The following is a 21,943-nucleotide window of genomic DNA, read 5'->3' on the forward strand; positions in this document are numbered from 1 at the left end:
TGCCCCTGCTGGTCGGCCGGGAGGCCAGACCGTTGATGGGGTGGCGTGCCCGCCGGGCAGTGGGGCGTGAGCACTGGATCCATTAGGCCGCGTGCCGTGCCTTCCGCAGGCTGCATGGAGCAAAGCACCTGACCAGGAGGACGAGTTGCTGCTGATCGGCGATGACTGGGCCGAAGACCACCACGACGTCGAGGTCCAGGACGAGGCAGGCCGAAAACTCGCCGCGGCGAGGCTGCCCGAGGGCGTGGAGGGAATCGCGAAGCTGCACGAGCTCCTGGCCAAGCACGGCGGCGAGGGCCTGGATGCCGCCGACGTGGTGGTGGGGATCGAGACCGACCGCGGCTCCTGGGTGCAGGCCCTGATCGCCTCCGGCTACCAGGTCTATGCCATCAACCCGCGGCAGGTCGCCCGGTTCAAGGAACGCTATGCCTCCTCCGGCGCCAAGAGCGACAGGGGCGACGCGCACGCGCTGGCGGACATGGTCCGCATCGACCGGGCCCAGCTGCGGCCGGTGGCCGGGGACAGCGAGCAGGCGCAGGCCGTCAAGGTCGTCGCCCGCGCCCACCAGACCTTGATCTGGGAACGCGTTCGCACGTTCCAGCGGCTGCGCAGCACGCTGCGCGAGTACTTCCCCGCCGCCCTGGCCGCCTACGCGGACCTCACACTGACCAGCACGGACGCCCTGGAACTGCTGATCAAGGCCCCTACCCCGGCGGCCGGGGCGAAGTTGACCCGTGCCCAGATCACCGCCGTTCTGGCCCGTGCCCGCCGGCGCAACCGGGACGCGAAAGCGGCCACGATCCAGGCCGCGCTGCGCGAACGGCAGCTGGGCCTGCCCGAGCCGGTCACGACCGCCTACGCGGCCACCGTCACCGCTCACGCGAAGCTGCTGATCGCCCTGAACGAGCAGATAGCCGACCTGGAAGGGCAGGTGAGGGCCCATTTTCTCAAGCACCCAGACGCTGAGATCTACCTCTCGATGCCCGGCATCGCGGAGATCACCGGCGCCCGGGTGCTCGCCGAGTTCGGGGACGACCCCACCCGCTACGCGTCCGCCAAAGCCCGCAAGAACTACGCCGGCACCAGCCCCATCACCCGGGCCTCCGGCAAGAGCCATACCGTCCAGGCCCGATACGTCCGCAACAACCGGCTCGCCGATGCGTTGCAGACCCAGGCGTTCTCCGCCCTGCGCGCCTCGCCCGGCGCCCGCCACTACTACGACAAACAACGCGCCCGCGAGGCCGGTTACAACCCGGCCCTGCGGCAGCTCGGCAACCGCCTCGTCGGCATCCTCCACGGATGCCTCAAGACCCGAACCCTCTACGACGAAGCGACCGCCTGGTCGCACCACGCCCACACCCCTGCCGCTTGACACCAAACGACATGGGGTGTCTGACCTGAGCACCGCGCGCGTAACGGCCCCGCCCACCCCGGCGGGGCCGTTACGCGCGCGTGGCCGGGCCGTCGGCCGATCGTTGCCGGGGCTGTCAGTGGCGTCTCGTAGTCTTGAGCGCGTGCAGGAACTCCACGACGCTCCCCTCGCCCCGCTGACCACGTTCCGGCTGGGCGGTCCCGCCACCCGGCTGCTCACCGCGACCACCGACGCCGAGGTGGTCGCCGCCGTCCGCGAGGCCGACGACACCGGGACGCCGCTGCTGCTGATCGGCGGCGGGTCGAACCTGGTCATCGGCGACAAGGGCTTCGCGGGCACCGCGCTGGTCATCGCGACCAAGGGCTTCGACCTCGCCGGCACCCGCCTGGAGCTGGCCGCCGGCGAGGTGTGGACCGGCGCCGTCGCCCACACCGTGGAGGCCGGTCTCGCCGGCATCGAATGCCTGGCCGGAATCCCGGGCTCGGCCGGCGCCACCCCCATCCAGAACGTGGGCGCGTACGGCCAGGAGGTCTCCTCCACCATCACCGAAGTGATCGCCTACGACCGGCACATGCGCGAGACGGTCACCGTCCCGAGCGCCGACTGCGCGTTCTCGTACCGGCACAGCCGCTTCAAGGCCGACCCTGAGCGGTACGTCGTCCTGCGCGTCCGCTTCGAGCTGGAGGACGCCGACGGACTCTCGGCGCCCGTCAAGTACGCCGAGACCGCCCGCGCCCTCGGCGTCGAGCCCGGGGACCGCGTCCCGCTGGCCGCCGCCCGGGAGACCGTCCTTGAGCTGCGCGCCGGCAAGGGCATGGTCCTGGACCCCGAGGACCACGACACCTGGTCGGCCGGCTCCTTCTTCACCAACCCGATCCTCACCGACGCCCAGTTCGCCGCGTTCCACGCGCGCGTGCAGGAGCGGCTCGGCGACGGCGTGGAGCCGCCCGCATATCCGGCGGGGGAGGGGCACACCAAGACCTCCGCCGCCTGGCTGATCGACAAGGCCGGCTTCGCCAAGGGCTACGGCACCGGCGCCGCCCGCATCTCCACCAAGCACACCCTCGCCCTCACCAACCGGGGCGAGGCCACCACCGAGGACCTGCTCGCACTTGCCCGCGAGGTAGTCGCCGGCGTCCACGAGGCCTTCGGCATCACACTCGTCAACGAGCCGGTGACAGTCGGCGTCAGCCTGTAGAGGGCGGCTTGCAGGGGCCGGCTGGGGGACCGGCAGGGCGGGCGCAGGAATGCCTCAGTACGCCACGCCCACTCCCTGCTTCACCGTCCCCGGATCCTCCGCCATCGCCAGCATCGCGTGCGCCACGTCCGCGCGCCCGATGAAGCGGCCCCTGGCCGGGAAGCCGCCGACCACCGTCCGGTAGGTGCCCGTCACCGGCTTGTCCTGCAGCCGGGGCGGCCGTACGACCGTCCAGTCCGACGCGCTGCCGGCCAGCTCGGCCTCCATGGCGCCCAGGTCGGCGTAGACGTCCTTGAGCAGTGCGGAGACGATGGCGCGCGCCGTGCGGTCGAGGGGACCGTCCCCCTCGGGCTGCGGGCCGATCGGTCCCGCGCTCACCACGAGCAGCCGCCGCACCCCCTCCGCCCTCATGGCACCCAGCACTGTGTGCGTGAGCCGGGTCGCCACCCCCGCGTCCTTGCGGCTGCGCGCACCGAGCCCCGACAGAACCACGTCCCGGCCGGCCACCGCGGACCGGACCTTCTCCGGGTCGGTCAGGTCGTCCCTGAACACCTCCAGCCGATCGCCCGTCACGGACAGCCGTGCGGGATCCCGCACGACCGCCGTCACCTCGTGACCCGCGCCCAGGGCCTGGCGGACGATCTCCCGGCCTATGCCGCCGGTGGCGCCGAAAACGGTGAGTTTCATGGCTACTCCCGTACCTCTAAACGGTGGGTGAGTATTCACTCACCACCTCTCCCCACTAGAGTGAGTGGGCACTCACCCACCCGTCAAGCCTGATTGGACGACCCATGGAAACGAAGCCGGCCCGGGTCCGCATCCTCGATGCCGCTCACGAGCTGATGCTCACCGTCGGGCTGGCCCGCACCACCACCAAGGAGATCGCCAGAGCGGCCGACTGCTCCGAGGCCGCGCTCTACAAGTACTTCGCGAGCAAGGAGGAGCTGTTCATCCGGGTTCTCTCGGAACGGCTGTCCCAGTTGACGCCGCTGCTGAGCAGGCTGGCCGCCGAGCCCGGGCAGGGCACGCTGGAGGAGAACCTGACCGAGATCGCCCGCCACGCCGCCCTCTTCTACGAGGAGAGCTTCCCGATCGCCGCGTCCCTGTATGCCGAGACCCAGCTCAAGCGGCGCCACGACGACGCGATGCGGCAGATGGGAACGGGCCCGCACATGCCCATCCAGGGTCTGGACACCTACCTGCGGGCCGAGCAGGAACTCGGCCGGGTCTGCCGCGACGCGGACACCTTCGCGGCCGCGTCACTGCTGCTGGGCGCCTGCGCGCAGCGGGCGTTCGCCTACGACGCGACGAGGGAGGCCGTAAGGCCGCCGGTGGACGATTTCGCCGCGCGCCTGGCACGTACCCTGCTGATCGGCATCGCCGACTGACCTAGGACCTAGGCCAGCCAGTCGTCCACCCCTGCCAGCAGCTTCGCCCGCACGTCCTGCGGTGCCGCCGAAGCACGCACCGACTGGCGGGCCAGCTCCGCCAACTCCTCGTCCGTGAAGGCGTGATGGCGGCGGGCGATGTCGTACTGGGCGGCCAGCCGTGAGCCGAACAGCAGCGGGTCGTCGGCGCCGAGCGCCATCGGGACCCCCGCCTCGAACAGCGTGCGCAGCGGGACGTCCTCGGGCTTCTCGTAGACCCCCAGGGCCACGTTCGAGGCGGGACACACCTCGCAGGTCACACCCCGCTCCGCCAGGCGCTTCAGCAGGCGAGGGTCCTCCGCCGCCCGCACGCCGTGCCCGATCCGGTTCGCGTCCAGGTCGTCGAGGCAGTCCCGCACCGACGCCGGGCCGGTCAGCTCGCCGCCGTGCGGGGCGGACAGCAGTCCGCCCTCGCGCGCGATGTTGAACGCCCGGTCGAAGTCCCTCGCCATGCCCCGGCGTTCGTCGTTGGAGAGCCCGAAGCCCACCACGCCCCGGCCCGCGTACCGCACCGCCAGCCGGGCCAGCGTGCGCGCGTCCAGCGGGTGCTTCATACGGTTCGCGGCGACCAGAACCCGCATCCCGAGCCCCGTCTCGCGCGACGTGGTCTCCACCGCGTCCAGGATGATCTCCAGCGCCGGGATCAACCCACCCAGCCGGGGTGCGTACGACGTCGGGTCCACCTGGATCTCCAGCCACCCCGAACCGTCCTTCACATCCTCCTCCGCGGCCTCCCGCACCAGCCGCCGGATGTCCTCGGGCTCTCTGAGGCACGAGCGCGCGGCGTCGTACAGCCGCTGGAAGCGGAACCAGCCCCGCTCGTCGGTCGCCCGCAACTTCGGCGGCTCCCCGCTGGTGAGCGCCTCGGTCAGCGCATCGGGCAGTCGCACCCCGTACTTGTCGGCCAGCTCCAGCACGGTGGTGGGCCGCATCGACCCGGTGAAATGCAGGTGCAGATGGGCCTTCGGCAGCTCGGAGACATCACGTACACGCGGGGGGTTCGGGGGGTGCCCCCCTGAAGAGCTCAGCATTCCAGGATCCTGCCGTACGCCCCGGCCCTCGCGGTAGCGGATTGCCCGTACGTGGTCTTGCTCGCACAAAAAACGGGCCCCCTCACCCGAGGGGACCCGTCCGCCTGCGGCGAGGTCAGTCCTGCGCCTCCGCGAGCAGCTTCTGGATCCGGCTGACGCCCTCGACGAGATCCTCGTCACCCAGGGCGTACGACAGCCGCAGATAGCCGGGCGTGCCGAAGGCCTCGCCCGGGACGACCGCGACCTCGGCCTCCTCCAGGATCAGCGCGGCCAGTTCGACCGTGTCCTGCGGACGCTTGCCGCGGATCTCCTTGCCGAGCAGGCCCTTCGCCGACGGGTACGCGTAGAAGGCGCCTTCGGGCTCGGGGCAGACCATGCCGTCGATCTCGTTGAGCATCCGCACGATGGTCTTGCGGCGGCGGTCGAAGGCCTCGCGCATCGTCGCGACCGCGTCCAGGTCGCCGGAGACGGCGGCCAGGGCGGCCACCTGGGCGACGTTCGACACGTTCGACGTGGCGTGCGACTGCAGGTTCGTCGCGGCCTTGATCACGTCCTTCGGACCGATGACCCAGCCCACGCGCCAGCCCGTCATCGCGTACGTCTTCGCCACACCGTTGACCACGATGCACTTGTCGCGCAGCTCGGGCAGCAGTGCCGGCAGGGACACGGAGACCGCGTCGCCGTAGACCAGGTGCTCGTAGATCTCGTCGGTCAGCACCCACAGGCCGTGCTCGACGGCCCAGCGGCCGATCGCCTCGGTGTCGGCCTCGGAGTACACCGCGCCGGTCGGGTTGGACGGCGAGACGAAGAGGACGACCTTCGTCTTCTCCGTTCGGGCCGCCTCCAGCTGCTCCACGCTCACGCGGTAGCCGGTCGTCTCGTCCGCGACGACCTCGACCGGGACACCGCCGGCCAGACGGATCGACTCCGGGTACGTCGTCCAGTACGGCGCCGGCACGATGACCTCGTCGCCCGGGTCGAGGATCGCCGCGAAGGCCTCGTAGATGGCCTGCTTGCCGCCGTTGGTGACCAGGATCTGAGAGACGTCCGGCTCGTAGCCCGAGTCGCGCAGCGTCTTCGCGGCGATCGCGGCCTTCAGTTCGGGCAGACCGCCGGCCGGCGTGTACCGGTGGTACTTCGGGTTCCTGCAGGCCTCGATCGCGGCCTCGACGATGTAGTCCGGAGTCGGGAAGTCCGGCTCACCTGCGCCGAAGCCGATCACCGGACGTCCGGCGGCCTTGAGGGCCTTGGCCTTGGCGTCCACGGCGAGGGTGGCGGACTCGGAGATCGCGCCGACTCGGGCGGAGACCCGGCGCTCGGTGGGAGGGGTTGCAGCGCTCATGCCCCCATCGTTTCAGACCGGAAACGTCCCCGGCACAGGGGTTTCACGGACTGAACATCCTGGGGCCGGTCCCTGAACACCTGTCCGGGTTCACACGATGGGATGGGTGATCTTCCGTGGGTTTTCCGGCGATCTTCCTTCCCCAAGACCCCTACAGGCGCTTTCTGTTCGACGGGGCGCTTCGGACCACGTACACTCTCACCTCGTTGGCCATCAGCAGCCGCGCCGCGGACGGTGCACACCGAGCACTCGGTCGGATGCGGTACGTTGGTGGACATACAAAGGGTCGTAGCTCAATTGGTAGAGCACCGGTCTCCAAAACCGGCGGTTGGGGGTTCAAGTCCCTCCGGCCCTGCTACACACACCTTCGCCAGGATGTGTGCGCATGTACGTAATGCACTGCAACGCCGTGCGGCTCAGACCGGGCGCGGCACGGCCACGACCCGGGAACAGGTGAGGACGAATGGCGGACGCCGTGGGCTCCATCGACACGCCTGATGCCCAGGACGAGGCGCGGGAGACCAAGAAGTCCCGCAAGGGCGGCAAGCGGGCCAAGAAGGGCCCGTTCAAGAGGCTTGCCCTCTTCTATCGCCAGGTCATCGCCGAACTTCGCAAGGTCGTCTGGCCTACGCGGAATCAGCTGACGACGTACACCACCGTGGTGATTGTCTTCGTCGTCATCATGATCGGCCTGGTCACCGTGATTGACTATGGGCTCAACCACGCGGCCAAGTACGTCTTCGGCTGAGCAGAGAGCGAAGGGCGCCGAGGTACCCGGCGCCCCTTTCGCATGTTCCACCCCCATGTATCCAGGAAGAAGCAGCCACCGTGTCTGACACGAACCTGAACGACGACGCCATCGAGCCGGACGAGTCCGTGGACGACGAACTCGACATCGTCGAGGGCGCGGACGAGCAGGACGAGTTCGAGGCTGCCGAGGCCGAGGCGGGGGAGCCGGCCGAGGAGGCCGCCCTGCAGGTCGTGGACGAGGAAGAGATCGTCGACGAGGAGCCCGAGCCGGTCGAGCCCGTCGACCCGGTCCAGGCGCTCCGCGAGGAGCTTCGCTCCCTGCCCGGCGAGTGGTACGTCATCCACACCTACGCCGGTTACGAGAACCGCGTGAAGACGAACCTGGAGCAGCGCGCCGTCTCGCTGAACGTCGAGGACTACATCTTCCAGGCCGAGGTGCCGCAGGAAGAGGTCGTCCAGATCAAGAACGGCGACCGCAAGACCATCAAGCAGAACAAGCTCCCGGGCTACGTCCTCGTCCGCATGGACCTGACGAACGAGTCCTGGGGTGTCGTCCGCAACACCCCCGGCGTCACCGGCTTCGTGGGCAACGCCTACGACCCCTACCCGCTGACCCTGGACGAGATCGTCAAGATGCTCGCCCCGGAGGCCGAGGAGAAGGCAGCCCGTGAGGCCGCCGAGGCCGAGGGCAAGCCCGTCCCGCAGCGCAAGGTCGAGGTCCAGGTGCTGGACTTCGAGGTCGGCGACTCGGTCACCGTCACCGACGGCCCGTTCGCCACGCTCCAGGCGACCATCAACGAGATCAACCCCGACTCGAAGAAGGTCAAGGGTCTGGTGGAGATCTTCGGTCGGGAGACCCCGGTCGAGCTGTCGTTCGACCAGATCCAGAAGAACTAGTTCTTCCTGGAACACACGCCTCCGACCAGGTCAGACAGGCTCTCGACAGCCGGTCTGACCTGCTCGGTTTTTGGCCGCACACCTATACCCGTTATCGTTGTGCGGTATGCCTTCATCCGGGACGCGACCCGGGCGCGGGCACGCCTCAATCGAAAGGACCCGGAGAGTAATGCCTCCCAAGAAGAAGAAGGTCACGGGGCTCATCAAGCTCCAGATCAACGCTGGTGCGGCCAACCCGGCCCCGCCGGTCGGCCCCGCGCTGGGTCAGCACGGCGTCAACATCATGGAGTTCTGCAAGGCGTACAACGCCGCGACCGAGTCGCAGCGTGGCTGGGTGATCCCGGTGGAGATCACGGTCTACGAGGACCGCTCCTTCACCTTCATCACCAAGACGCCGCCGGCCGCGAAGATGATCCTCAAGGCCGCGGGTGTGGAGAAGGGCTCCGGCGAGCCGCACAAGACCAAGGTCGCCAAGATCACCGAGGCGCAGGTCCGCGAGATCGCCACGACCAAGCTCCCCGACCTCAACGCCAACGACCTGGACGCCGCGTCGAAGATCATCGCCGGCACCGCCCGTTCCATGGGCATCACGGTCGAGGGCTGAGCCCCAACCTCCCAGCACGTCAGCAGAAGTGGCAGGGCCTGCTCGGCCCGGACCACGACTCCTAAGAACCCACAGGAGCAGTAGTGAGCAAGCGCAGCAAGTCTCTCCGCGCTGCGGACGCCAAGATCGACCGGGACAAGCTCTACGCCCCGCTCGAGGCCGTCCGTCTCGCCAAGGAGACCTCCACGAGCAAGTTCGACGGCACCGTCGAGGTCGCCTTCCGTCTGGGTGTCGACCCGCGCAAGGCCGACCAGATGGTCCGTGGCACCGTGAACCTGCCGCACGGCACCGGTAAGACCGCCCGGGTCCTGGTCTTCGCGACCGGTGACCGTGCTGCGGCCGCAGAGGCCGCGGGCGCCGACATCGTCGGCTCCGACGAACTGATCGACGAGGTGGCGAAGGGCCGTCTGGACTTCGACGCCGTCGTCGCCACCCCGGACCTCATGGGCAAGGTCGGCCGCCTCGGCCGCGTGCTCGGTCCCCGTGGTCTGATGCCGAACCCCAAGACCGGCACCGTGACCCCGGACGTCGCCAAGGCTGTCAACGACATCAAGGGCGGCAAGATCGAGTTCCGCGTCGACAAGCACTCGAACCTGCACTTCATCATCGGCAAGGTGTCGTTCGACGACACCAAGCTGGTGGAGAACTACGGGGCCGCGCTGGACGAGATCCTCCGCCTGAAGCCGTCCGCCGCCAAGGGCCGGTACATCAAGAAGGCCGCGATCAGCACCACGATCGGCCCCGGCGTTCCGGTCGACTCCAACCGCACCCGCAACCTCCTCGTCGAGGAGGACCCGGCCGCCGTCTGATCCGGACTGCAGTCGCGCGTACGCGTTCTTGACGCGAGCCCCGCAACCTTTCGAGGTGCGGGGCTCGTCCCTTTCCCCGGACGTGTGTCAGTGCCCTGCGTTAGCGTGCGGGCACAGCAATCGCATAGGGGTGGGGACCAATGAAGAGCACGACCGTGCGCCGCGTGAGCCTGTCGATCGCGGTGCTGACCGCGCTGTCGGTTGTGGCCGCCTGCAGTTCCTCGGACTCCCGCAAGGACGGCAAGGCCGGCAATGACGACAGGGCAGCCGGGAAGGCCGCGACGCACCTCAGCCCCATAGCGGCTCTGCGCACCGCCGAGAAGTCCACCGACAGCGCCGACTCCGCCAAGGTCGAGTCCACGACCACCATGGGCTCCCTGATGTCCATGACGGCCGACGGCGCCCTCGGCTGGGCCGACGGCCTCACCGGCAACCTCACCATCACCTACACCGGCGGCACCATGGCCGACACCATGCGCCAGCTCGGCACCACGTCGATGGAGGCCCGCTACCTGCCCGACGCGTACTACGCGAAGATGGGCGAGAAGTTCGCCGAGCAGGCGGGCGGCAAACACTGGATCCGGTACGGCTATGCCGACCTCGCCGACCTCGGCGGGAGCTCCGGCGCCTACCTCAAGGACCAGATGCAGAACACGACGCCCAACCAGTCGGTGAAGCTCCTGCTGGCCTCCGGGGACGTCAAGAAGGCCGGCACCGAGAAGGTGCGCGGCGTGAACACCATGCACTACTCGGGCACGGTGGACGTCGCCGACCTCGCCGGCAAGAACTCCAACCTCAGCGCGAGCCAGCTCGCCGGCCTGAAGAAGCAGCTCACCCAGGCCGGCGTCACCACGGAGACCGTCGACATCTGGGTGGACGGCCAGGACCTCCTGGTCAAGAAGACGGAGAAGGGCCGGATGACGGCCGGCGAGTACACCCAGACCGCGTACTACAGCGACTACGGCGTGAAAGTCTCCGCCGCCGAGCCCGCGGCCGCCGACACCGAGGACTTCAGGGAACTGCTGAAGAAGCAGGGCGCCGGGTCGGGCACCACGTCCTGACCCGCAGTTTCTCCTGGTGCCCATGGGAATGAGGGTGACTCCTGTCACCTCCTGAGGCTAAGCTCGCGCCCTCACCGTGTATCTGCCATGCATTCCTTGGGGGGGAATCGATGGAGTCTTCCGTACGTGGTTCGGCGCGCCGAAGAGCGACGGCCGGCGGTCTCGCCGCTCTGCTGCTCGCAGGGGGAGCGGTCGGCTGTCAGAAGGGCGCCGCAGAGCAGTCGCCCGAGATGACGCCTGCCGCGGCCGTCGCCAAGGCGGCGAAGAACAGCGAGGACATCACGTCCCTGCGCTACAGGATGACCGGCGACATCCCGGGCGAGGGCCGGGTCACCGGCGACGCCGCGATGAGCATGAAGCCGCTGGCGATGAGCATGAGGATGACGGCCCAGGGCCAGGCCACCGACAAGGGCCGCCTCGACATGAAGATCACCTTCCTCGACATCAACGAGCCGGTGAAGGTCGCCGCCCCGCCCGCCAAGGACACGGCCGACCTCGCGGAGATGCTGAAGGGCGCCCAGGGCTGAGCCTTGGGAGCGGATTTGCTTGACGGCGAGCCGTTCGCGTACCCTCCTGGAGAAGCCAAAGACCGCTGGTCGTTGCCGTGCGCTCCTGGAGGGTGCGGTGGCCGAAGGATCCGCTGAACCGCGGACGACCCGCGCAGGTGATCGTGGAAACGTTCCCGAGAGTTCGCTGCTCACGCCGCGCACAATCGGTTGAGCTACGCCCCGAGCGCTTGCGCCGGGGCGTTTCGTTTTCCCCAGCCCCTTCCGAGCGGTCGTCATCACCCGGAAGGAGGCCGACGCTCATGGCAAGGCCCGACAAGGCTGCCGCGGTGGCCGAGCTCGCGGAGCAGTTCCGCAGCTCGAACGCCGCCGTGCTGACCGAGTACCGGGGTCTCACCGTGGCGCAGCTCAAGACGCTGCGCCGTTCGCTCGGTGAGAACGCCCAGTACGCCGTGGTGAAGAACACGCTGACCAAGATTGCGGCCAACGAGGCCGGGATCTCGACGCTCGACGACCTGTTCAACGGTCCGACGGCGGTTGCCTTCGTCACCGGTGACCCGGTGGAGTCGGCGAAGGGTCTTCGTGACTTTGCCAAGGAGAACCCGAACCTCGTCATCAAGGGCGGTGTCCTTGACGGCAAGGCGCTGTCCGCCGACGAGATCAAGAAGCTTGCGGACCTTGAGTCCCGCGAGGTTCTGCTCGCCAAGCTGGCGGGCGCCTTCAAGGGCAAGCAGACCCAGGCTGCCCAGGTCTTCCAGGCGCTCCCGTCGAAGTTCGTCCGCACCGCGGAGGCGCTTCGCGCCAAGCAGGCCGAGCAGGGCGGTGCCGAGTAATTCGGCTCGCGAAATGACCGCCGTCTGAGGCTTCTTGCCTGAGGCGAAGGTCGTAGCGGGCCGAACGTACGCCCGCCAGACATGTACATCCCGGCACCAGCCGAAATTAGTGGAAGGAAAGCCATCGTGGCTCTCACCCAGGACGAACTGCTCGCCGAGTTCGAGGGCATGACCCTCATCCAGCTCTCCGAGTTCGTGAAGGCGTTCGAGGAGAAGTTCGACGTCACCGCCGCCGCCGCGGTTGCCGTCGCCGGTCCGGCCGGTCCGGCCGCCCCCGCCGAGGCCGCTGAGGAGCAGGACGAGTTCGACGTCATCCTCACGGGTGCCGGCGAGAAGAAGATCCAGGTCATCAAGGTCGTGCGTGAGCTGACCTCCCTGGGTCTCAAGGAGGCCAAGGACCTCGTGGACGGCGCCCCGAAGCCCGTTCTCGAGAAGGTCGCCAAGGACGCCGCCGAGAAGGCCGCCGAGTCCCTCAAGGGCGCCGGCGCCTCCGTCGAGGTCAAGTAACCCCACGGAGTCCCGCAGGGGCTCCCTTGCCGGCTGACACAGCTCCTCGCAGAGGGCTGTAACGCTGACGCACTGAAGAGCGATCATCCATCCGGGTGGTCGCTCTTCGGCGTTCCGAGGCACCGTGTGGCGACTGCCTTGCACCCGGGTCCGCGGAGAGTATGGTGATCTTCGTTGTGCCTCCGAGAGGCCCCCGTGCAGGCTGCAAGTGACGATGGCAGCACCCGGTTTGGGCAAAGGGGCCTTGACGAACCGCACGCAGCGCGCAATTCTCAGGACGCGTCGTCACAAGGATCCGGATCCGAGGCATGGATCGACGGCGAAGAGGGCAGTATCAACGTGCATTGAGGGCGTGGGCTTGCAGCAGGTGGTGGAGACAACGACGGTCTCAAAAATCGGGGCTGGACATCAGTGTGCCGAGTGGCTACACTGACCCTTTGCGCTGCCTGTTAGCTGTCCCCTGCCCGTCACCAGGGGCATGCCCTCGCTTTCGCACCGACGATCAGAACGTCCCCGACCTGACCTTTTGGCCAAATCGGGGAGTGCTGTCTCTGTGTGCAGGAGAGGGACCGGTACGCGCGTAGTGAGTCCGAGCCCTCGGAAGGACCCCCTCTTGGCCGCCTCGCGCACTGCCTCGACCGCGAATACGAACAACGGCGCCAGCACCGCCCCGCTGCGCATCTCCTTTGCAAAGATCAAGGAGCCCCTCGAGGTTCCCAACCTGCTCGCGCTGCAGACCGAGAGCTTTGACTGGCTGCTCGGGAACACCGCCTGGCAGAGTCGGGTCGAGGCGGCTCTCGAGTCCGGTCAGGACGTCCCCACCAAGTCCGGTCTGGAGGAGATCTTCGAGGAGATCTCTCCGATCGAGGACTTTTCCGGGTCGATGTCGCTGACGTTCCGCGACCACCGTTTCGAGCCGCCGAAGAACAGCATCGATGAATGCAAGGAGCGCGACTTCACGTACGCCGCTCCGCTCTTCGTGACGGCTGAGTTCACCAACAACGAGACCGGCGAGATCAAGTCCCAGACGGTCTTCATGGGCGACTTCCCGCTCATGACCCACAAGGGCACCTTCGTCATCAACGGCACCGAGCGTGTCGTGGTGTCGCAGCTGGTCCGCTCGCCGGGCGTCTACTTCGATTCCTCGATCGACAAGACGTCCGACAAGGACATCTTCTCGGCCAAGATCATCCCCTCCCGGGGTGCCTGGCTGGAGATGGAGATCGACAAGCGCGACATGGTCGGTGTCCGCATCGACCGCAAGCGCAAGCAGTCCGTGACCGTTCTGCTCAAGGCTCTCGGCTGGACGACTGAGCAGATCCTGGAGGAGTTCGGCGAGTACGAGTCCATGCGCGCCACCCTGGAGAAGGACCACACCCAGGGCCAGGACGACGCGCTGCTCGACATCTACCGCAAGCTGCGTCCGGGCGAGCCCCCCACCCGTGAGGCCGCGCAGACGCTTCTGGAGAACCTGTACTTCAACCCGAAGCGCTACGACCTCGCCAAGGTCGGCCGATACAAGGTCAACAAGAAGCTGGGTGCGGAGGCCCCGCTCGACGCGGGCATCCTGACCGTCGAGGACGTCATCTCGACGATCAAGTACCTGGTGAAGCTGCACGCCGGCGAGACCGAGACGGCCGCGGACAACGGCCAGACGATCGTTGTCGAGACCGACGACATCGACCACTTCGGCAACCGTCGTCTGCGCAGCGTCGGCGAGCTCATCCAGAACCAGGTCCGTACGGGTCTGGCTCGTATGGAGCGCGTCGTCCGTGAGCGCATGACGACTCAGGACGTCGAGGCGATCACGCCGCAGACCCTGATCAACATCCGGCCGGTCGTCGCCTCCATCAAGGAGTTCTTCGGCACCAGCCAGCTGTCGCAGTTCATGGACCAGAACAACCCGCTGTCGGGTCTCACCCACAAGCGCCGTCTGTCGGCGCTTGGCCCGGGTGGTCTCTCCCGTGAGCGGGCCGGCTTCGAGGTCCGTGACGTGCACCCGTCCCACTACGGCCGCATGTGCCCGATCGAGACGCCCGAAGGCCCGAACATCGGTCTGATCGGTTCGCTCGCCTCCTACGGCCGCGTCAACGCGTTCGGCTTCGTGGAGACGCCGTACCGCAAGGTCGTCGAGGGTGTCGTCACCGACGACGTCGACTACCTGACGGCCGACGAGGAGGACCGCTTCGTCATCGCGCAGGCCAACGCCACGCTCGACGACGGCATGCGCTTCACCGAGAACCGCGTCCTGGTCCGCCGCCGTGGCGGCGAGGTCGACTACGTCCCCGGTGACGACGTGGACTACATGGACGTCTCGCCGCGCCAGATGGTGTCGGTCGCGACCGCCATGATCCCGTTCCTCGAGCACGACGACGCCAACCGTGCCCTCATGGGCGCGAACATGATGCGTCAGGCCGTCCCGCTCATCAAGAGCGAGTCCCCGCTCGTCGGCACCGGCATGGAGTACCGCTCCGCCGTCGACGCCGGCGACGTGGTCAAGGCGGAGAAGGCGGGTGTCGTCCAGGAGGTCTCCGCGGACTACATCACCACCGCCAACGACGACGGCACGTACATCACGTACCGCCTGGCCAAGTTCGCCCGCTCCAACCAGGGCACCTCGGTCAACCAGAAGGTCATCGTCAACGAGGGCGACCGGATCATCGAGGGCCAGGTCCTGGCCGACGGTCCGGCCACCGAGAACGGCGAGATGGCGCTGGGCAAGAACCTGCTCGTGGCGTTCATGCCGTGGGAGGGTCACAACTACGAGGACGCGATCATCCTGTCGCAGCGCCTCGTACAGGACGACGTCCTCTCCTCGATCCACATCGAGGAGCACGAGGTCGACGCCCGTGACACCAAGCTCGGCCCCGAGGAGATCACCCGGGACATCCCGAACGTCTCCGAGGAGGTCCTCGCCGACCTCGACGAGCGCGGCATCATCCGTATCGGTGCCGAGGTCGTCGCCGGTGACATCCTCGTCGGCAAGGTCACGCCCAAGGGCGAGACCGAGCTGACGCCGGAGGAGCGCCTGCTGCGCGCGATCTTCGGTGAGAAGGCCCGTGAGGTCCGTGACACCTCGCTGAAGGTGCCGCACGGCGAGATCGGCAAGGTCATCGGCGTCCGCGTCTTCGACCGCGAGGAGGGCGACGAGCTTCCCCCCGGTGTGAACCAGCTGGTGCGCGTGTACGTGGCGCAGAAGCGCAAGATCACCGACGGTGACAAGCTCGCCGGCCGACACGGCAACAAGGGTGTCATCTCGAAGATCCTTCCGATCGAGGACATGCCGTTCCTCGAGGACGGAACTCCGGTCGACATCATCCTCAACCCGCTGGGTGTGCCGTCCCGAATGAACCCGGGACAGGTTCTGGAGATCCACCTCGGCTGGCTCGCCAGCCGCGGCTGGGACGTCTCCGGTCTCGCCGAGGACTGGGCGCAGCGCCTGCAGGTCATCGGTGCCGACCAGGTCGACCCGGGCACGAACGTCGCGACCCCCGTCTTCGACGGTGCGCGTGAGGACGAGCTCGCGGGTCTGCTGCAGCACACCATCCCGAACCGTGACGGCGAGCGCATGGTGCTCCCGTCCGGCAAGGCGCGGCTGTTCGACGGCCGCTCCGGCGAGCCGTTCCCGGAGCCGATCTCGGTCGGCTACATGTACATCCTGAAGCTCCACCACCTGGTCGACGACAAGCTCCACGCCCGCTCGACCGGTCCGTACTCGATGATCACCCAGCAGCCGCTGGGTGGTAAGGCCCAGTTCGGTGGCCAGCGGTTCGGCGAGATGGAGGTGTGGGCGCTGGAGGCATACGGCGCCGCCTACGCCCTCCAGGAGCTGCTGACCATCAAGTCCGACGACGTCACCGGCCGCGTGAAGGTCTACGAGGCCATCGTCAAGGGCGAGAACATTCCCGAGCCCGGCATCCCCGAGTCCTTCAAGGTGCTCATCAAGGAGATGCAGTCGCTCTGCCTGAACGTGGAGGTGCTGTCCAGCGACGGCATGTCCATCGAAATGCGTGACACCGACGAGGATGTCTTCCGCGCTGCGGAGGAGCTCGGCATCGACCTGTCCCGGCGCGAGCCGAGCAGCGTCGAAGAGGTCTGACGGGAGTCCGGCCGGAGGACCTGGTGAGGAACTCCGGCCGGCCCCTGGACCCCCGTATCAGACCCCACAGACTTACAACCCTGAGAGGGATTGACGCATAGTGCTCGACGTCAACTTCTTCGACGAGCTCCGGATCGGTCTGGCCACCGCTGACGACATCCGTCAGTGGAGCCACGGCGAGGTCAAGAAGCCCGAGACGATCAACTACCGCACGCTCAAGCCCGAAAAGGACGGACTCTTCTGCGAGAAGATCTTCGGTCCGACCCGGGACTGGGAGTGCTACTGCGGCAAGTACAAGCGTGTCCGGTTCAAGGGCATCATCTGTGAGCGCTGCGGCGTCGAGGTCACTCGCGCCAAGGTGCGTCGTGAGCGGATGGGCCACATCGAGCTGGCCGCTCCCGTCACGCACATCTGGTACTTCAAGGGTGTTCCTTCGCGCCTCGGCTACCTGCTGGACCTGGCGCCCAAGGACCTCGAGAAGGTCATCTACTTCGCGGCGTACATGATCACGTACGTCGACGAGGAGCGTCGTACCCGCGACCTGCCCTCCCTGGAGGCGCATGTCTCCGTGGAGCGCCAGCAGGTCGAGAACCGCCGGGACGCCGACCTGGAGGCCCGCGCCAAGAAGCTGGAAAGCGACCTGGCCGAGCTGGAGGCCGAGGGTGCCAAGGCCGACGTGCGCCGCAAGGTGCGTGAGGGTGCCGAGCGTGAGATGAAGCAGCTGCGCGACCGTGCGCAGCGCGAGATCGACCGTCTCGACGAGGTGTGGACCCGGTTCAAGAACCTCAAGGTCCAGGACCTCGAGGGCGACGAGCTGCTCTACCGCGAGCTGCGTGACCGCTTCGGCACGTACTTCGACGGTTCGATGGGTGCCGCGGCGCTGCAGAAGCGCCTGGAGTCCTTCGACCTCGAAGAGGAGGCCGAGCGTCTCCGCGAGATCATCCGTACCGGCAAGGGCCAGAAGAAGACCCGTGCGCTGAAGCGGCTGAAGGTCGTGTCTGCCTTCCTGCAGACCTCCAACAGCCCCAAGGGCATGGTTCTCGACTGCGTCCCGGTCATCCCGCCGGACCTTCGCCCGATGGTGCAGCTGGACGGTGGCCGCTTCGCGACCTCCGACCTGAACGACCTGTACCGCCGTGTGATCAACCGCAACAACCGTCTGAAGAGGCTTCTCGACCTCGGCGCGCCCGAGATCATCGTCAACAACGAGAAGCGCATGCTTCAGGAGGCTGTTGACGCCCTCTTCGACAACGGCCGTCGCGGCCGTCCGGTGACCGGCCCCGGTAACCGCCCGCTGAAGTCCCTCAGCGACATGCTGAAGGGCAAGCAGGGTCGATTCCGTCAGAACCTGCTGGGCAAGCGTGTGGACTACTCCGCGCGTTCCGTGATCGTCGTCGGTCCGCAGCTGAAGCTGCACCAGTGCGGTCTGCCGAAGGCGATGGCGCTGGAGCTCTTCAAGCCGTTCGTGATGAAGCGGCTCGTGGACCTCAACCACGCGCAGAACATCAAGAGCGCCAAGCGCATGGTGGAGCGCGGCCGCACGGTCGTGTACGACGTCCTCGAAGAGGTCATCGCCGAGCACCCGGTTCTGCTGAACCGTGCGCCCACCCTGCACCGCCTCGGCATCCAGGCCTTCGAGCCGCAGCTGGTCGAGGGCAAGGCCATCCAGATCCACCCGCTCGTCTGCACCGCGTTCAACGCGGACTTCGACGGTGACCAGATGGCCGTCCACCTGCCGCTCTCCGCGGAGGCGCAGGCCGAGGCCCGCATCCTGATGCTGTCCTCGAACAACATCCTCAAGCCCGCCGACGGTCGTCCGGTGACGATGCCGACCCAGGACATGGTCCTCGGTCTGTTCTTCCTCACCACCGACGGCGAGCTGCGCGACACCAAGGGCGAGGGCCGCGCGTTCGGCTCCACGGCCGAGGCGACGATGGCGTTCGACGCCGGCGAGCTCGCGCTGCAGTCGGCCGTGGACATCCGCTTCCCGGTGGGCACCTTCCCGCCGCGCGGCTGGACCCCGCCGGCCCGCGAAGAGGGCGAGCCGGAGTGGCAGCAGGGTGACACCTTCCGCCTGAAGACGACCCTGGGCCGCGCGCTCTTCAACGAGCTGCTGCCCGAGGACTACCCGTTCGTCGACTACTCGGTGGGCAAGAAGCAGCTCGGCGAGATCGTCAACGACCTGGCCGAGCGCTACCCCAAGGTCATCGTGGCGGCGACGCTCGACAACCTGAAGGCGGCGGGCTTCTACTGGGGCACCCGCTCCGGCGTCACCGTGGCCATCTCCGACATCGTCGTTCCCGAGGCGAAGAAGGAGATCGTCAAGGGCTACGAGGCGCAGGACGAGAAGGTCCAGAAGCAGTACGAGCGCGGTCTGATCACCAAGGAAGAGCGCACTCAGGAGCTCATCGCGATCTGGACCAAGGCGACCAACGAGGTTGCCGAGGCCATGAACGCGAACTTCCCCAAGACGAACCCCATCTTCATGATGGTTGACTCGGGTGCCCGAGGAAACATGATGCAGATGCGTCAGATCGCCGGTATGCGTGGTCTGGTGTCCAACGCCAAGAACGAGACGATTCCGCGTCCCATCAAGGCGTCGTTCCGTGAGGGTCTGTCCGTGCTGGAGTACTTCATCTCCACGCACGGTGCCCGTAAGGGTCTGGCGGACACCGCCCTGCGTACCGCCGACTCGGGTTACCTGACCCGTCGTCTGGTGGACGTCTCGCAGGACGTGATCATCCGCGAGGAGGACTGCGGCACCGAGCGCGGTCTGAAACTGAAGATCGCCACGCGCGGCGCCGACGGCGTGCTGCGCAAGACGGACGACGTCGAGACCAGCGTCTACGCCCGCATGCTCGCCGAGGACGTCGTCATCGACGGCAAGGTGATCGCGCCGGCCAACGTGGACCTGGGCGACGTGCTCATCGACCAGCTGGTGCACCACGGTGTCGAGGAGGTCAAGACCCGTTCGATCCTGACCTGTGAGTCCCAGGTCGGCACCTGCGCCTTCTGCTACGGCCGCTCGCTGGCCACCGGCAAGCTGGTCGACATCGGTGAGGCGGTCGGCATCATCGCCGCCCAGTCCATCGGTGAGCCCGGTACCCAGCTGACGATGCGTACCTTCCACACCGGTGGTGTGGCCGGTGACGACATCACCCAGGGTCTGCCCCGTGTCGTCGAGCTCTTCGAAGCCCGTACGCCCAAGGGTGTCGCCCCGATCTCCGAGGCCTCCGGCCGCGTGCGGATCGAGGAGACCGAGAAGACCAAGAAGCTCGTCGTCACCCCGGACGACGGCAGCGACGAGACGGCGTTCCCGATCTCGAAGCGCGCCCGACTCCTGGTCAGCGAGGGCGAGCACGTCGAGGTGGGCCAGAAGCTCACCGTGGGTGCCACCAACCCGCACGACGTGCTGCGCATCCTGGGCCAGCGTGCCGTCCAGGTCCACCTGGTCGGCGAAGTCCAGAAGGTCTACAACTCGCAGGGTGTGTCGATCCACGACAAGCACATCGAGATCATCATCCGGCAGATGCTGCGCCGTGTGACGATCATCGAGTCGGGCGACGCCGAGCTGCTGCCCGGCGAGCTGGTCGAGCGCTCGAAGTTCGAGGTCGAGAACCGTCGTGTGGTCCAGGAAGGCGGCCACCCGGCCTCCGGCCGTCCGCAGCTGATGGGTATCACCAAGGCCTCGCTGGCGACGGAGTCCTGGCTGTCGGCCGCCTCCTTCCAGGAGACGACCCGAGTTCTGACGGACGCGGCGATCAATGCCAAGTCCGACAGCCTCATCGGCCTCAAGGAGAACGTCATCATCGGTAAGCTCATCCCGGCCGGTACGGGCCTGTCCCGCTACCGCAACATCCGGGTCGAGCCGACCGAGGAGGCCAAGGCCGCGATGTACTCGGCCGTCGGTTACGACGACATCGACTACTCGCCGTTCGGCACTGGTTCCGGCCAGGCCGTCCCGCTGGAGGACTACGACTACGGTCCGTACAACCAGTAAGGCGTAGGTCTGAAGCACTGAAGGGCGGTCACCCCACGGGGTGACCGCCCTTCGGCGTGTGCGCGGGGCGTCAGCGCGGCGGCTGCAGATAAGGCTGCAGGTGGTGCAGGCGCGTGTAGTAGTCCGGGTGCGAGGAGAGCAGCTTGCTGAGCGCGCTCTCGTAGAACCTGCGTACGGCCTTGCGCAGCGCGGCTAGGGCCTGCCCGGGCCGCTCCGGACCGATCAGCCCGTACGCCCGTACGGCCACCCAGCGCAGCCGTTCGTCCTCGCCCTGGCACCAGTCGTCGAGGATGCGCGGGATGTAGGGCGTCTCGATGAGGTGGGCGAGCGCGAGCGCGTTGACGGCGACCAGCCGGTGCCGGTACCGCTTCGAGGTGCACCAGGGCTCGGTGATCAGCGCCATCGCCGAGGGCAGGTCGGTGCGGGCGAGGACCGCGACGGTGGACGCGGCGCGGGTGCGGACCAGGGGGCGGCCGTCGTCGGCGAGCCGGCGCAGCCAGCCGATCAGCGCGGGCCGGGCGGAGGGATGACCGAGCCACACCTCGCGCAGCAGCACGAGGGAGACCCGCTCGTCGACGAACCTGGCCTTCTGCTGTGGCACGGGCCCCCACTCGGTGTGCTCGTCGGCCTCGAACCTCTCCGCGCGGGCCAGTTGGAGGCGCTTGCCGATGTGCGTGCCGAAAACGCCGGCCCCGCCGCCGCGATCCGCCGTAGCACGTCAGGCCGCCGTATCAGCAGCGCACGGCGGCCCGTGACCACCGCCTCCTTGTCGCGCAGTTCCCGCAGCAGGCGCTGCACCATCTCCCGGGACGCGCCGACCGAGCCCGCCAGCTCCTGCTTGCTCAGGGGTACGGCGAGTTCGATGCCCTCCTCCGTGCGGCGGCCGTGGGTGCGGGCCAGGTCCAGCAGGAGGACGGCGAAACGCTCCCGCACGCTCATCGACGCGAACTCCAGCCGGCGCCGGTCGGCCGCCCTCGTGCGGTCCGCGGTCAGACCGAGAAGGGCGAAGGACACTGCGGGAGACCGGCTCAGGAAGTCCTTGAAGCGCTCGTGCTCCACGGCCACCGACCGCCCCGGCTCCAGCGCGGTCACGGTCGCCGACCGTGGCCGCCCGGTGAGTGCCGCGGACTCGCCGACGATGTCGCCGGGCCCGCGCAGTGCGAGCAGCGCCTCGTAGCCGTTGGCCGCGGAGGCCGTGACCTTGGTCCAGCCGTGCACCAGGAAGAGGACGTGCGAGGACGGTTCGTGCTGGAGGATGAGGGCCATGCGCGCCGTGTAGTCCAGCTGGCGGCCGAGCGTCAGCAGCGCCGAGCGGTCCACACTCTCCAGCCGCGCCAGAAAGGGCACCCGGTGGTCCAGGCCCCGTCGTCCGTTGAGTGCACCGCCGTCCACGTCACGGCCGCCCCCCCGATATTCCTCGCAGCGGACAGATCAAGGTACTGAAAGCGCAGGACCGCCCGACCGGAAAGGGCGCGAACCGGCCAACGACGGGAAATGATCTACGGCA

At 67.9% G+C, this 21,943-nt stretch carries 15 protein-coding genes, 1 tRNA gene and 3 pseudogenes; 14 read left to right on the forward strand and 5 right to left on the reverse strand.

Annotated elements, in window-relative coordinates; all coding sequences use genetic code 11:
• Positions 1-145 precede the first annotated feature (145 nt).
• Together OOK07_RS26120 and OOK07_RS26125 are read left to right on the forward strand one after the other, a co-directional pair.
• Positions 146-1,372: an IS110 family RNA-guided transposase gene (locus tag OOK07_RS26120; RefSeq protein ID WP_266801861.1), complete on the forward strand. Its 1,227-nt coding sequence runs from the start codon at positions 146-148 to the stop codon at positions 1,370-1,372.
• A gap of 103 nt (positions 1,373-1,475) precedes the next feature.
• Positions 1,476-2,570, forward strand: a complete 1,095-nt coding sequence (locus OOK07_RS26125) for a UDP-N-acetylmuramate dehydrogenase (RefSeq protein WP_406312375.1) — start codon at positions 1,476-1,478, stop codon at positions 2,568-2,570.
• Positions 2,571-2,624: 54 nt separating this feature from the next.
• Here the strand turns inward: OOK07_RS26125 and OOK07_RS26130 are convergent, their stop codons facing one another.
• Positions 2,625-3,257, reverse strand: a complete 633-nt coding sequence (locus tag OOK07_RS26130; RefSeq protein ID WP_266798851.1) for an NAD(P)-dependent oxidoreductase — start codon at positions 3,255-3,257, stop codon at positions 2,625-2,627.
• A gap of 104 nt (positions 3,258-3,361) precedes the next feature.
• Between OOK07_RS26130 and OOK07_RS26135 the strand changes: the two genes are divergently transcribed.
• Entirely contained in the window at positions 3,362-3,958 is a 597-nt protein-coding gene (locus tag OOK07_RS26135) for a TetR/AcrR family transcriptional regulator (protein ID WP_266798852.1), read from the forward strand.
• 8 nt (positions 3,959-3,966) lie between these two features.
• Here OOK07_RS26135 and OOK07_RS26140 read toward each other — a convergent pair whose 3' ends face one another.
• Both OOK07_RS26140 and OOK07_RS26145 read right to left on the reverse strand, forming a co-directional pair.
• Complete coding sequence (locus OOK07_RS26140; protein WP_266683845.1) at positions 3,967-5,028, reverse strand: adenosine deaminase; 1,062 nt, start codon at positions 5,026-5,028, stop codon at positions 3,967-3,969.
• Between the two features lie 115 nt (positions 5,029-5,143).
• Positions 5,144-6,370, reverse strand: a complete 1,227-nt coding sequence (locus OOK07_RS26145) for a pyridoxal phosphate-dependent aminotransferase (RefSeq protein ID WP_266798853.1) — start codon at positions 6,368-6,370, stop codon at positions 5,144-5,146.
• 282 nt (positions 6,371-6,652) lie between these two features.
• Between OOK07_RS26145 and OOK07_RS26150 the strand changes: the two genes are divergently transcribed.
• From OOK07_RS26150 to OOK07_RS26200, 11 genes and pseudogenes are all read left to right on the forward strand, one after another.
• Positions 6,653-6,725, forward strand: a tRNA-Trp gene (locus tag OOK07_RS26150).
• A 108-nt stretch (positions 6,726-6,833) separates the two neighbouring features.
• Positions 6,834-7,118, forward strand: coding sequence for a preprotein translocase subunit SecE (secE, locus tag OOK07_RS26155; RefSeq protein WP_266798854.1), 285 nt, complete (start codon positions 6,834-6,836; stop codon positions 7,116-7,118).
• 80 nt (positions 7,119-7,198) lie between these two features.
• Entirely contained in the window at positions 7,199-8,017 is an 819-nt protein-coding gene (gene nusG, locus OOK07_RS26160; RefSeq protein WP_266798855.1) for a transcription termination/antitermination protein NusG, read from the forward strand.
• A gap of 169 nt (positions 8,018-8,186) precedes the next feature.
• On the forward strand, positions 8,187-8,621 hold the full coding sequence (gene rplK / locus OOK07_RS26165; protein WP_020132675.1) for a 50S ribosomal protein L11: 435 nt from the start codon (positions 8,187-8,189) through the stop codon (positions 8,619-8,621).
• Positions 8,622-8,704: 83 nt separating this feature from the next.
• The gene (gene rplA / locus OOK07_RS26170; RefSeq protein ID WP_266798856.1) at positions 8,705-9,430 is read left to right on the forward strand and encodes a 50S ribosomal protein L1; all 726 of its coding nucleotides are present in this window, start codon (positions 8,705-8,707) and stop codon (positions 9,428-9,430) included.
• 140 nt (positions 9,431-9,570) lie between these two features.
• A complete protein-coding gene (locus OOK07_RS26175) occupies positions 9,571-10,491 on the forward strand; it encodes an SCO4651 family lipoprotein (protein ID WP_266798857.1) in 921 nt (306 codons plus the stop codon).
• Positions 10,492-10,601: 110 nt separating this feature from the next.
• Positions 10,602-10,898: pseudogene (locus OOK07_RS26180) on the forward strand (DUF1396 domain-containing protein); the annotation flags it as partial.
• A gap of 401 nt (positions 10,899-11,299) precedes the next feature.
• Positions 11,300-11,830 carry a 50S ribosomal protein L10 gene (rplJ, locus tag OOK07_RS26185; RefSeq protein ID WP_266798858.1) on the forward strand — a complete coding sequence of 177 codons (531 nt, stop codon included), beginning with the start codon at positions 11,300-11,302 and terminating at the stop codon, positions 11,828-11,830.
• 123 nt (positions 11,831-11,953) lie between these two features.
• Positions 11,954-12,337 carry a 50S ribosomal protein L7/L12 gene (gene rplL / locus OOK07_RS26190; protein WP_266520563.1) on the forward strand — a complete coding sequence of 128 codons (384 nt, stop codon included), beginning with the start codon at positions 11,954-11,956 and terminating at the stop codon, positions 12,335-12,337.
• A 613-nt stretch (positions 12,338-12,950) separates the two neighbouring features.
• Positions 12,951-16,436, forward strand: coding sequence for a DNA-directed RNA polymerase subunit beta (gene rpoB, locus OOK07_RS26195; protein WP_266798859.1), 3,486 nt, complete (start codon positions 12,951-12,953; stop codon positions 16,434-16,436).
• 100 nt (positions 16,437-16,536) lie between these two features.
• Positions 16,537-20,436, forward strand: coding sequence for a DNA-directed RNA polymerase subunit beta' (locus OOK07_RS26200; RefSeq protein WP_266683855.1), 3,900 nt, complete (start codon positions 16,537-16,539; stop codon positions 20,434-20,436).
• A gap of 157 nt (positions 20,437-20,593) precedes the next feature.
• On the opposite strand, the pseudogene OOK07_RS26205 reads toward OOK07_RS26200, so the two are convergent.
• Together OOK07_RS26205 and OOK07_RS26210 are read right to left on the reverse strand one after the other, a co-directional pair.
• A pseudogene (locus OOK07_RS26205) lies at positions 20,594-21,121 on the reverse strand (hypothetical protein); the annotation flags it as partial.
• 2 nt (positions 21,122-21,123) lie between these two features.
• Positions 21,124-21,828, reverse strand: a pseudogene (locus tag OOK07_RS26210) (Crp/Fnr family transcriptional regulator); the annotation flags it as partial.
• Positions 21,829-21,943 lie beyond the last annotated feature (115 nt).

The sequence above is a fragment of the Streptomyces sp. NBC_00078 genome (genome assembly GCF_026343335.1).
GTDB lineage: Bacteria > Actinomycetota > Actinomycetes > Streptomycetales > Streptomycetaceae > Streptomyces.